11 protein-coding genes are annotated in these 13299 nt (G+C 32.2%); 3 read left to right on the top strand and 8 right to left on the bottom strand.

Features of this window, described 5'->3' with window-relative positions; translation table 11 throughout:
• Positions 1 to 61 precede the first annotated feature (61 nt).
• The 3 genes from JM172_RS04070 to JM172_RS04080 all read right to left on the bottom strand — a co-directional run bounded on the left by JM172_RS04070 (position 62) and on the right by JM172_RS04080 (position 3639).
• Positions 62 to 754: a CpsD/CapB family tyrosine-protein kinase gene (locus tag JM172_RS04070; RefSeq protein ID WP_214480817.1), complete on the bottom strand. Its 693-nt coding sequence runs from the start codon at positions 752 to 754 to the stop codon at positions 62 to 64.
• Positions 744 to 1481 (bottom strand): YveK family protein, encoded by a 738-nt coding sequence (locus JM172_RS04075; RefSeq protein WP_214480818.1) that lies wholly within the window; start codon positions 1479 to 1481, stop codon positions 744 to 746. Before JM172_RS04075 ends, JM172_RS04070 begins: the two co-directional genes overlap by 11 nt.
• A 793-nt stretch (positions 1482 to 2274) precedes the next feature.
• Positions 2275 to 3639, bottom strand: coding sequence for a flippase (locus tag JM172_RS04080; RefSeq protein WP_214480819.1), 1365 nt, complete (start codon positions 3637 to 3639; stop codon positions 2275 to 2277).
• 182 nt (positions 3640 to 3821) lie between these two features.
• Here JM172_RS04080 and JM172_RS04085 point away from each other — a divergent pair, with 182 nt between their 5' ends.
• The 3 genes from JM172_RS04085 (at position 3822) to JM172_RS04095 (ending at position 7361) form a co-directional block, all read left to right on the top strand.
• Positions 3822 to 5363, top strand: coding sequence for a right-handed parallel beta-helix repeat-containing protein (locus JM172_RS04085; RefSeq protein WP_214480820.1), 1542 nt, complete (start codon positions 3822 to 3824; stop codon positions 5361 to 5363).
• 298 nt (positions 5364 to 5661) lie between these two features.
• The gene (locus JM172_RS04090) at positions 5662 to 6600 is read left to right on the top strand and encodes a nucleoside/nucleotide kinase family protein (RefSeq protein WP_214480821.1); all 939 of its coding nucleotides are present in this window, start codon (positions 5662 to 5664) and stop codon (positions 6598 to 6600) included.
• On the top strand, positions 6585 to 7361 hold the full coding sequence (locus JM172_RS04095; RefSeq protein WP_214480822.1) for an AAA family ATPase: 777 nt from the start codon (positions 6585 to 6587) through the stop codon (positions 7359 to 7361). Before JM172_RS04090 ends, JM172_RS04095 begins: the two co-directional genes overlap by 16 nt.
• 28 nt (positions 7362 to 7389) lie before the next feature.
• Here the strand turns inward: JM172_RS04095 and JM172_RS04100 are convergent, their stop codons facing one another.
• The 5 genes from JM172_RS04100 to JM172_RS04120 all read right to left on the bottom strand — a co-directional run bounded on the left by JM172_RS04100 (position 7390) and on the right by JM172_RS04120 (position 13282).
• Positions 7390 to 8448 (bottom strand): hypothetical protein, encoded by a 1059-nt coding sequence (locus JM172_RS04100; protein WP_214480823.1) that lies wholly within the window; start codon positions 8446 to 8448, stop codon positions 7390 to 7392.
• Positions 8449 to 8493: 45 nt separating this feature from the next.
• Entirely contained in the window at positions 8494 to 9951 is a 1458-nt protein-coding gene (locus tag JM172_RS04105) for a lipopolysaccharide biosynthesis protein (protein ID WP_214480824.1), read from the bottom strand.
• 32 nt (positions 9952 to 9983) lie between these two features.
• Positions 9984 to 11186, bottom strand: a complete 1203-nt coding sequence (locus JM172_RS04110) for a glycosyltransferase (RefSeq protein WP_214480825.1) — start codon at positions 11184 to 11186, stop codon at positions 9984 to 9986.
• 113 nt (positions 11187 to 11299) lie between these two features.
• The gene (locus tag JM172_RS04115) at positions 11300 to 12475 is read right to left on the bottom strand and encodes an O-antigen ligase family protein (RefSeq protein ID WP_214480826.1); all 1176 of its coding nucleotides are present in this window, start codon (positions 12473 to 12475) and stop codon (positions 11300 to 11302) included.
• Positions 12476 to 13282 carry a glycosyltransferase family 2 protein gene (locus tag JM172_RS04120; protein ID WP_214480827.1) on the bottom strand — a complete coding sequence of 269 codons (807 nt, stop codon included), beginning with the start codon at positions 13280 to 13282 and terminating at the stop codon, positions 12476 to 12478.
• Positions 13283 to 13299: the final 17 nt, after the last annotated feature.

A 13299-nucleotide genomic window follows, 5' to 3' on the forward strand; every position in this document is an offset into this window, starting at 1 on the left:
AGATTTGATAATGCCTTGTTGCTAACTAGTTAAAAAAGCAACAAAGTTTACGAGAAAAACCCTATCTAATATAATTAAAATATTTATTTTTACCTGCTACCTTTTTATTTAGTACTGCTCCTAAAATATTCGCATTCGTTTGCTCCAGTAATTCTTTAGCTTTTTTTACCTGTTTTTTATCTGTTTTTCCGCTTTTCACTACAAGAAGAACACCACCACATAAATTGGAAACAATTTGTGCATCGGTTACTGCTAAAACAGGAGGAGTATCTAACAAAACCAGATCAAATTTCTGGAGCGCTTCTTCCAAAAAGTCATTCATACGTTTTGAACTAAGTAGTTCAGCAGGGTTATTTGGGATTGGGCCACACGGAACGATGGATAAATGATCTATTTCAGTATTAGAAATGACATCATCAATCGAAGAATAAAACCCTGCTAAAAAATTTGTTAGTCCATTTTCTTGAGATATTCTAAATATATTGTGTAAAGTTGGTTTTCGAAGATCAGCATCAACAATTAATATACGTTTTCCTTGTTGTGCAAATGAGATTGATAAGTTAGTAATCGTAGTAGACTTGCCTTCATTAGGAATCGAAGAAGTAACAACAATTGATTGCTTGGCATGAGCATTCATACTAAATTGGATGTTTGTCCGTAGGGATCGATACTGTTCCGATACTATTGTTTTTGGCTTCAAATAAGCGATCCTACCTCGTAATCTACTTTTAGCTTTGCCTTTTTCAGTTCTCAAGGTTATTCACTCCCCTCTCTAGTTGAACCTCTATGTTTGTCGAATCTTTTTTGACTTTTATCTTTTTTATTTTATTCACAGTACCTAGTATATTCATGCTTAAATCATCAATATCTTGTTCTGATTTCACAGAATTATCGAAAAACTCTATTAAAAAAATGAGTACTAATGAAACTAAAATAGAAGCTACAACAGAGAGAGCAATGATTAGGTTTGGGTTTGGTTTGATAGGATTGCTCGAAGCCTTAGCTTCAGCTAAGATTGTCACATTGTTTACATTCATTAGCTCATAAATATTTTCTTTGAAAACTTGTACAATAGTATTCGTAATTTGTGCGGCTAATTCATTATCCTCATTAGTCACTTCAATCGAAAAGACTTGTGATTGACTTTCCGTTTGTATCGTTATTAGCTTATTTAAACTTGAAGGAGAGTAGCTTAACTCTAGTTCCTCCACTACTTGTTCTAAAATAAACGGACTTTTTATAATTTCGCTATAAGTATTTATTAACTCTAAGCTGAGTCGAATGTCATTAGAACTGAATGGCTGTACTTGAGAATTAGTCGGTGAAACTAGTATTTGTGCAGATGATTTGTAGGTAGGAGTTAGAACATAAAAACTGATTAATCCACTAATAACAATGGCTACTATCATCATGATGATTACAATCCATATTTTTTTAATAACGATATAAAGTATTTGTTTAAAATCGATTTCTGCTTCCATCTCTTCCTCCAATGATATATTTACTTACTTTTGTTCTTCTAGCACTTTTGTTAATTACTTAAACTAGTAAACTATCATAAATATGATTACAAAAAAACATCTCACACTCTACCACCCATAACATTAACTAAATGTACTTTTATTAAGACTCTTTTTAGTAAGCTTTGTCCCTATAAGTTCCTAAAATAGAAGATAAAGATATAGTTCTTACTCAACAGTCGTCGTTTTATAGAAGAAATGATGATCATACGTTTTCAATGAATATTCATGACACCTTGTCCTCTTTAAAGACTACTTCTTACATACCTTTTTCGTTCTAATGCAATAGCCATCACAATAACTTTGTGAACAGTGCTTTTACAAAAGTACTGTTGTTTTTCATATAATTGATGATATTAAATTTTATGTTCATAACTAACAAATATTCCAACTATCTCTTTTTAATACTAAATATCTATCAAGATAACTAGAGTGCGTAGTACTTTTCTACCTTCCATTCGTTTGGCATACTATACCAATACGTAAAAATAACATGACTACTAGATAAAATGACCTGTTCTAGACAAAACCACTTTTTGAGCAACCTTCCAATAAAACTCTTCTACAAGATTAATAGTCTTTGAATCTAAGACCTCGACCCAAACTTTTTCAAAAGCTTCGTATTTTATATTCAATGAACAGATCCTATAAAAAATTACATAACAATTCATATGTCTAATACTAAAAAAATAATTAAGTCATCAATTTGCTGCTGGTTGACTTTAAACACTCTTCAATGACTGATATCATTATTTTATTTTACGAATGGAATGTACCATGTACGAAAGCTAAATATTTTATAAGCATAAATGGAAGCCATAACTTCCCGAACAATGATGCTTAATGATGTTGCAACAGCTGCACCGATCATCCCAAAGAAAGGTATTAAAATTAAGTTGCCCAGCACATTCGTAACTGCAGAAATGACAATTGCATTCCTAGCTAATTTTTCATTCCCTGTCATATTCAGCAGTTGCATTACACTACCAGCACATGCATTAATACACTGACCAATACATAAAATGATAAGAGGGATTACCCCTTCGACATAGACATCTCCAAAAATCCCCAAAAGAGCGGGCGCGAAAAGAATAATGATAAATAACAGTGGAATAGACGTCCAAACGATGAGTCTAGATGAAAAACGGAAGATCTTTATTAAATCATGCTTTCGCCCTTCCCAGTACAGCTCAGAAAATTTAGGCAAAATAATCATATTAATAGAAGATAGTGAAAAACTAATTAACAGTGATAGTTTAAGAACAATACTATAAACTCCTACAGCGCTAGTACTTTGAAAAACACCAAGCATAACGACATCTGTCCAATTTAAGATAAGCGACATAGCCGACGTTAAATACATTGGAATTGAAATATGAAGTATTTCCTTTAAACTTTTCGTTTCTATTTGATTAAATAACAGTTTTTGGTCTCCTACATCTTTTTGAATGTAATTATGCCAAGAATACATACTCATAAATGCGGTGATCGTAACAGCGATTGAAAGAGCATATATGATATGCATGAAGTTTTTATTCAATATAAGCAGGAAAAAAACTAGTAAAAGTAGGTTCCCAAAACGAATTCCAATAATTTCAAAATATATAGATTTTGTAATAGATTTGACCGCTCTAAATGCTTTTGAGTACATTCTTGTCATAACCATAAAGGGTAAGACGATAGACACTATTCTAAATGGTTGTATAAGCAGTTGTTCTTGAAATACTAGGATAGCAATTGGCTCAGCTAAGATAAAAAGTAAAGCACTAAATAAAACAGAGAGTGGTAATAGTAATTTCATAACCTTTGTAAAAATGGTGTTTGCATGCTTCATAGAATATTGACTACGATATTCTGTAATTAATCTAATGATTGCTGTGTCTGTACCAAGTAAAACGAGCGTAAGGCAGATCGTTAATAACGTAAATGACAACGTATATATGCCTAATGCTTCAGCTCCATAAACTTTTGCAATCAAAAAGTTTAATACATATAACAGAATAAATGACAAAAGGCGTAATATAAATGTCACACCAGAACCCTTTATTAATTCCCAATAATCCTTGTTTTTTGTATAGTGACTGATCTTTGACCCAAGCTTGAATTGAAATACTCTCATAGATTCCTTCCCTTTTGATTAATCTACCTACACTATTACATCCTATGTTTATATGAATCTTGTATTCCATTTTTTTTGGAGCTGATTAGACGTTGATATTTATTAAAAATAGTAATTTTGTCCAATCATTTGAAGCAGGTGTTACACAGAATATATAAATAACAAAAAAAGGATGATAAAAAATGAATGTGGTTAACATATTAGATTATGGTGCTGACCCTACTGGAAACAGCGATTCAACTGGCGCAATACAGTCTGCTTTTGACGCTGCTGTCAGTGGAGATGTTAAAACTGTATATATTCCTATTGGAAATTATTCCATCTATGATTCGTTACTAGTTGAGGGCTCAATCAATATAGTCGGTGATGGAAAAGAATATTCAAAATTAATTTGGAAGGAAACATCAAACACGGGTAATGAGGATTTAATATATTTATCTAATGGATCAAGAACTGACAACTTTACGTGGTCTGATTTTCGAGTTCAAAATGCACCAAGAGACGGTATCCATATCGTAGACGTACATCAATGGGTGATTCAAAATATTATTGCTGATCAATGTGGGAGACATGGTTTTTATCATGAAAAATCATGGAAGGGAATCTTCATTGCATGTATGTCAAATCAAAATGGTCAAAACGGATTTCATGCGGGCTCTGAATCTCAAACTACCAATGTGTTGAACTGTTGGGCACTCTCCAATGGAAACTGTGGTGTAGTAGCAGCTGTTGAATCCTTTGTACATGGTTGTACACTCGAATCTAATGAATATTGTGGTATCTATGTTGGCAGTGCAGGGGTAAATGTTGCTGGAAATTATTTTGAAGGAAAAGGTAATTATAGTAACCCTACAGCAGGAAATGTTTATCATGTTTTAGTTGAAGATACGAATGGGGTTCATATTAGCGGTCAAGATGCACTGAAAAATATAGATATTGGACTGATGATTAGAAGCTCAAGAAACATACAGCTTAGTGGATTAACTGGAAGGCAAGCAGGTGGAGCATTAGGGTCATATGGTTGGGATAAATACGGAAACGTTGGGGTATGGATTACCGAAGACTGTGAGGATATTGTTGTTGGTGCTATTGAGTCAGTACCTATGGTCATTGAGGATCTATCTAAAGTTTATTTTCTTAGAGACCGTAAACCTGATCAAGATGTACTTGATGGATATGGTTTTTTCAATGAGGAAGGAAGTTATCCAGGCATCGCTGAAAATTGGATTCCCGATATCGATAAAGGAGTCGGTGAAGCAGAATTATTACCTTCGAATACCGAAGCAATAGGAGAATATGTCCAGGAAATCACCATGACCTCAACCTATCAGGGAATTAATAGCACCGCTACGTTTAAACCAAATACTACCTATACAATAGGTATATTTTTAAAAAATGAAATTAGGGTATTTATTCAAGATCCAGATAACAACAGAATAGCAGATCAAGATATTTATCCTAGTCCTTATATGAGGTTTTTAGCTTTTCAATTTACGACCGGAGGTAATCCAACAGGTTCAATACGCATCAGATCAAGAGAAGGTTCTGGGACCTTTTGGATTGGAGGTGTAAAAGTAGTTGAGGGTGCATTCGATATGAGCTCATTTCCAATGCCGAGCGAACATGATTTAGGAGAGGATGCTTACGTCCTTAAATCACCTAACGGAAGTAGATACAAAATAAGTGTTGATAATAACGGTCAATTAATTATTAGCAGTTTATAATCTCTAGTTAAATTTAGCTCCCCAAGTTTATCATTTTGTTTCAAAAGTAATAACTTTTACAATTCTATCATAGTATGAAAGATCAGCATGTTTTACACGTAATCTAGTAGATAAAGTTGGGGAGTTTGATCAACGTATAAGTTGGTGCATTGAAATTGTAAAATACTGCAGAAAGGAGTGTCTCAATATAAACGACTATGAAAACATTAAATACGGTAAACTTCGAAGCAATAAGAATAGAAAAAAGAATCTGACTTGGGTACCGCAAATACATAAATTAGCTAGAAGCAATGATTCTTTGACAATTAAAGGACGATATAGACATCCAGAATATAAACAACTAACTCCTCTTCACTATTCATTTATCGTAGACGAATTATACAACGATTTTTCACTTCTCCGTACGCATGCATTGTTAGCAAGCATAAAAAGCAGGAAAACGATAGACGAGCCTTTACATGTGGGTACAACTGATGACGCTGTCACTAGCGCAACTTCAAGGGTAACAACTACTTCTAGTAGCATAACACTTCCAGCTGATGGTTTAATTATCTCCTTTATCGGCTGTGATGGATCTGGAAAATCTACTATTACTTCGGAATTAACCTCTTTTTTATCTAGCAAACTAGACATTTATAACATGTATTTAGGTAGTGGAGATGGTACGAGCTCTCTCATTAGATATCCATTAAAGCTACTAAAACAATGGACAGATAAACGACATATAAAAAAAGGGAACCCATTAAAACAAGAACACTTGCATGGTAGAAAGCTTCGCACAAAACTAACGGTCCTTGCAAAGTTTACTTGGGCTTTAACACTTTCATTCGAAAAAAGAAAAAAGTTAAAAAAAATTCGAAAGCTAAGGAGCCTTGGATACGTTATCATTACAGACCGTTATCCTCAATATCAAATCATGGGTCGTAATGATGGACCACTCTTACATGATTGGATACAACATAAGAATAAAATCATTCAGTATTTGGCTAGGTGGGAGAGTAGAATTTACAAAGAGGCGGATATGAAGCCTCCTGATCTCATTGTTAGATTAAATATCTCAGCTGATATCGCATTTCAAAGAAAGAAAGATATGAAGTTTGAGGAGTTTCGAAAGAGAGTCAAAGACATTAGCTCATTAGAATTTAATGAAAAAGCTACAGTTATAGAAATAGATGCAAATCGATCGTTAAATGAGGTTCTTTCAGAGGTGAAAACAAAGATATGGGGTCACATATAAAAAACTTTCATAACCATAAAGACATGATGATAGAATTTATAGGTATTCCAGGTGTCGGAAAAACAACACTATCACATATGTTGGCTAAATCATTATCAGTTAAAGGCTTTCATGTTAATGAGCCAACTTATAAAATAAATTCGAAGAAAGAATTATTTAAAAAAATAACTAAGTTATTATATATTGTGAAAATATTATTGACAGCTCCAAAAATATGCATCTATGCTATTCATATTATTCTTAAAACACACCAAAAAAGTTATAATGATTTTATCAAAACTGTTTCTAACCTGTTATATGTAATAGCCATTATTAAAGCTAATTCTACTAAAAAAGGAATCCATATTTTAGACCAAGGTTTTGTTCAGGCACTGTGGTCAATTGAGTATAGTGCCCACCAGCTCATTAAACCACTCGATTTAAAACAATTAATAGAGATGGTTCACTCAAAACCGCTGTTAATAATAGACCTTCACGTCAAACATACAGAAGTTCTTAAAAGACTACACCAAAGAAAAACAAACTATAGTAGACTTGAAAAATACTTTTTGGAAGCGCTACCAAACCACATAAAAATATCAAATGAAATTTTAAACCAATTGAAGCATGATATTTCTATGACAAATATTGATGAGAAAAAATTAAAAATATTATCATTAAGCAATGATAGTAACGAGCAATTGGATATAAACACAATCGTCATTGACCAGTATATTCAAGAGCAATGTCTTAATTCTTTTCGCTCTTATGGCAAATTATAAAGGCTCGCCGATTGGCGAGCCATATATTTTAGTTAAAACTAGCAGCTAGTTCTTTCTCATAAATCATTTCATTTAATAACTCTATCCTTAACAAATTGCAATTATACCTACAAAATTCTCCCTCCACAAAAACCCAGTTACCATTTTCCCATATATATCTACCTGGAATGCCATCAATGTACATTTGACTAGGAGAAATTGATCCGAAAAACACCTGCATTTCATTAATCAAGTAATTACCTTCTAAATCCTCAAAGATATCAAAGGACATTGAGGATATTTTTAATTTTTCACACCATGCTTTAACCAAATTTAACAATTCTTTTGGCGGATCTACCCAGTCACCAAGAAAACCAGATCCACTTCGCAACCCATTTTTCCCTTTTGGTTTTCTAAACCCAAAATAAGAATTGCCAATTTTTATTACTCTCCACTCTGTTTTCATATCCACATGTTCTTGAATGTGAATGTACCCCTGTCCTCTTTCAGTAAAAGGGAAGTATTCTCTATTCATATTTTTATACATTTTTAATGGCTTTAAATAGCTTTTCACAAACTTTGGTAGATCATTTAATGTATGATATCCTCTAAAGATATTTTTTGTAAAAAAAGATTTGTATATTTGAAGCATTAATTTAACTTTAGAATTTATTTTTTTGACACCAAGGCCTGAATTTCCACCATCACTTTTAATGATCTTAGGAAATGCCTTTGTTTGTTTAACGAAATGTAGTGCTTCTTTTATATTAAAAAAGGTGTTTGACGAGACATGTGGCAGCTCATTTAATTTATAGAAGTCAGTCATCATAATTTTAGATTCATAATATAAAATGCTCTCAAGCTCAGGAACGCATTTACCTTCTAGTCTATCTTTGATTAACCATATTCTATTAAGGAACACGTTTCTCCACAATCTTGTTTTAGTAGGAGGGCGTACAATATAACCGTCACACTCAGCCTCCTCAAACTGCTCTATCCAATTAGGTGCAAATATATCAATAATGACATAATCTACATTTCTATCAATACAAGCATCTACAATAGCCTTCTCATGTCCCTGTGGATCGGAAAAAACTCCAATCTTCATTTACCCACCACCTATACTATTATTCATCCAGACAATAACTTCTTTTTATGATCTCTTTTTCATTTGTTGAACTAAACCGATTAGGTCTAACCGTGTATCTCGAAAAAGAATATTTAGCGAGAAATAAAAAATCATACATAATAAAATCGATATAAAATCCCAGATGAGGCCCTCATTCATTTGTTGTAAAAGATATCCTAATAAACCCATCAAAGTTGCAAAAAAAGCTGAAGGGAGCACATTTTTAAGTATTTTAATTATAGAAATCCCGATTGCAAACTTCATTATAAATAAATTAACAATGATACCCTGCAACCTAACCCATGAACGCGCAATGACTAACACCCAAAACCCATACTTAACGCTGATGAGACAAACAGGAATTAAGACGACTAAATGTAATACTTGAGCTAATATTGATAATTTAGGGCGACCTTTAGCTCGATACACTTCACTACAGTATCGCCCGACACCTACCATAATTGCACTAGTCAACGCCCAATAACCAATGACATCGCTAGCTTCATACCAATCATTCCCTAGAAATATTTGGGTCGCTAAATCACTATATAGGTATACACCAATGCCCAGTGGAAATACGATCAAGGAAACGTATCTTTGGATTTTAAAGAAGAAAAGATTAAACTTCTCATTATCATGTTGTAAACGTGACAAAGCAGAAAATAAAACAGGTGCAGTTGAAGCAATAATAAGCCCGAATAAAGCATCGACCATCATAATAGATGTTTTATATATTCCTAGATAATAGACACTTAAGGCACCACTAATAATAAGAACGTCTACCCAAATGGTAAACCAGATCATTACACCTTCAATTAACGACCATATACTAAAGGAAAGCATCTGTCTTAATATTTTGAATTTATAAAACAATGATGGTTTCCATTCTGATTTTACAGTTAATACAATTGCACTAAATAATTGTCCTGCAATCATACCAATAATTAACGACCAATAACCTAAACCAAATAGTGCTAAAGGGATCGTAATAAAAAATGGGATACATACAGTCCCTACTCTTACTGTAAATAAAGTCCGAAAATCAAAACTTCGTCTGTATAATGCCATTTGAATACTTGAAAAGGATGTTAAAGGTAATACCATACAAGAAATCGCAACAACGATTCCTAAACCTGGATTTCCTACTAAAGTAGCAATTAAATCACTAAATATAATGATTATTCCCCAAAGGAACAAAGAAATTCCGAGGTTTGTCCAAAAAGCAACGTTCGTATTTTTCAGCTTTTCTTCCTTATCCTTAAACTCACGTTGAACCAAGTATTTTTGAAACCCTGCATCTGTAAACATATCTGCAAAGCTAATAATCATTGTGATGGTCGCAACAACTCCAAACGCCTCGGGAGCTAAGATTCTAGCTAAAATCATATTGGTAATAGGAGTAACTATTTTTGCAGCGATCTCAGTTAACGTTGCCCATTTAGTAGCATTTATCATTTTTCCTTTTAATTCTTTATTATCCAAAGTTATATACCTCTTAAATAATATAGTCATACTTAACAGAATTTAGAAATCATGTTTTCCCATTCTTTAATAATATGATTTATATTAAAATCACTTATCCTTTCAACACTTCTATTAGCATAATATTTCCTCAAATCTTCATTATTTAATAAGTGATGAATGTGATTAGCTAACGTTAATTCTTCTTCTAGTAAGCTGTCTGTTTCCCTTAAATGATTACTTCTACAAACTGGTGTTAACACTCCGAACATCTCTCTATCAACTTCATATGTCATATTCTTAACACCCATATGAGTTGGTGCTAGTATTTCTCTTGGACCAGATAAACAGTCTGTTGAAATGATAGGTATACCGCAAGCCATCGCTTCTGCTAATGCATTCGGAAAACCTTCATATAAAGATGAAAGAACAAACACTTGTGACTTATGAATATATTTAAATGGGTTTTGCTGAAAACCCAGAAAATGGACATCTTGTTTAATATTTAAATCCTCGGCCAATTGTTCTAGTTCTTCCTTTAATACACCTTCCCCCAGAATAACTAGTTTCGCATTTGGATTTAATGCTTTCACTCTACTAAATGCTCTAATGAGATGACACTGCCCCTTTTGTTTATTTAATCTTCCAGCTGTAATAATTACTGGATGTTCAAATATACTTCTATACTGCTCTTCAATGGGTTCTTCTGATAATTGATTAATTTTTTGAATTGGGTATGAGTTATAAATAATTGTTATTTTATCTGCATCAATGCCATAATTCGTAACTAAATCATTTTTAATTTCGTGTGAAACTGCCACAATTTTATCAGCTTTTTTATACAAGATTTTGATAGTCTTTTTCCAAAAAAAAGCTTTAAGCCCCTTTTGATGTTTCGTAGACATATGATTTCTAACAGAAATAACCGTTTTTCCATATTTTCTAGTTAATAAGTTGATTAGATTCGGATATTCTAAAAAGCTGATCATTGTTTTAATTTCATTTTCTTTCTTTAGCTTCTTAATGATATTCATCCTATAATAAAGTGCTAAACATTTATAAATGACATTGCTTGCTTTTACATTTCTCACTTTAATTATTTCTCCAGTATAGGGGTATTCAACTTTTGCTTTATTTTCAAATAAAATTATATTGTTATCAAATTCATTTGATAAATTTAATGTTAAATTTGATACCGCTCTTTCAGCTCCACCTGTTGCTAGTGTTCCTATGAAAAATGCAATTTTATGTTTCATGAGAAGCCTCCTGGTATGACAAACAGTTTTGGCGATCAATCAGAACTAGCAATGAAGTCCAACCCACAAAGTATGTTGCTTACTAAGTATTCAGGTAACTTAGTTTACAATACTTACTTGAGGGCTACATTATTCATTTTGCTTCTTTTTAAATCTACAGCAATAATTAATAAAATCATTAGAAATATCCATAGCATCGTATTCCTAATACCATTATGAAACAGACCATAAAACATTAAGCCAATAATTGAACTGATATTTTTAAATCCCTCTACCTTTTCTATATAAAAAATAATAAATATAAAGATAAATAGACCTACTATTCCATATGAAAAAACAAGGTTCCCAATCGTTGAATGGATTTCCTTATTAATTTGACTTTCAAAACGATCGTATAATCCCTCTCCAGCTCCAAATATTAAATAATTGATATGGTTAAAAATCCTATCGTACCCTCGCCCACCTAATGAATCATCTTTATCTTGTCCAATTTTATTAATTCTTTCAACTACATTAGTCGTTAATGGATTGTTTACAATTTCATCCTGAAAAACAACTCCAATTGGAATAATAATTAATAGTAGAATAAAAAGTGTTTTGATCCATTTACCGTTCTTCATAGAAAATCGTTTGACAAGTGTTGGAATAAAAATGAGTAGATATGCTAGCATTGCAGCTTTTGACAAAGATATTAAACATATGACTAAACTAGAAAATAAAGATATGAAATACAAAGGTTTATATATAACGTAAGCTTTTAAAGCAAGGAGTAGGGCTGCGATTAGGATTGCATAATAACCTAACTGATTAGGGTTATTAAAAAACAACACCATTCTTGAAGAGGAAAAACCACCATATATGATGAATAGCAAAAATTGAGTAATGATGGATAATTGGACGGCTAAAGCTGATGCTCTCAAAAAGGCTACATCGTATACTTTATATAATCCTACTACCATTAACATCGCAAAAAAATTAAATATATAAAACAACGAGTTTTTAAAGTAAGCACTCCATTCTTGATTGATGATTCCCCAAATAACATTGATAAAAACTACATACAAACAAAAAAACAGCGCAACTTTCAAAATTAACATAACGGGTTCAGGAGCGAGAAACTTTCCATTTAGACCAATAAGAAGTATCCCGAAGGTGGCCAACAAAATAAAATCGGCGATTTGTAAAGATCCACTACTAAAAAGGTAAAAGGGTTTCAAGGTAAAATACATCACATAGCCAAATAATAAAGCCACAGCAGGCTTAGTATCATTAATACTTATCATAACCATTTACTCCAAGCTCCTTGATTTTACAGGGCTAAAATAATTTCTTAGCATGGTATTCACCTTACCAGGTAAGATATACATCAGCAGTGCTTTAATAATACCTGACATACATGCCTTTTTAGGAAGGTAGTTATTTTTCATTGCATTTACTCTAATTTTTATTCCATTCCTTAATTGAACTTTATTTTTATTGTAGGTAATAGAATTACTAATATCATAAACACTTGTTGATAATGTCTCTGGAATAACATATAAACTAGAAGTATGGAGCATTTTTACCCACAAATCGTAATCTTGAGAAGTATAATATTTTTTGTTATACCCACCAACTTCATCATATATAGATCTTCTAAACATAGTAGTACAATGCTCAATTCTATTACCTAAAGCCATTGATTTCTTAATATTTTCAGCTTCTAGTACTTTGTTGTACTGTTCTATCATTATGCCATCTTTCATTTTAATAATGTTACAATATGAAGTAACTAAGCCAACCTTATCATGTTCATCCAAAATTTCTTTTTGTTTTCTAAGTCGTTCAGGGTGCATTAAATCTCCAGCATCAATTCTCGCAATATATTCCCCGTGTGATAAACGAACTGCTTTTATAAGTGATTTTGTCAAACCTATATTCTCTGTATTTTTTATTAAAGTCATTCGAGGATCTAATGTGATTTTTTCTTCTATTGCTTCTACTGTATTGTCGGTTGAATAATCATCAACAATAATAAGTTCATAGTCTTGAAATTGTTGGGATGAAATTGATTCTATCGTTCTCCCAATTATTTCAGCAGCATTATAACAACTCATTACAATGGAAATATATT

This window comes from Bacillus sp. SM2101, assembly GCF_018588585.1.
In the GTDB taxonomy this organism is placed as follows: Bacteria; Bacillota; Bacilli; order Bacillales; family SM2101; genus Nanhaiella; species Nanhaiella sioensis.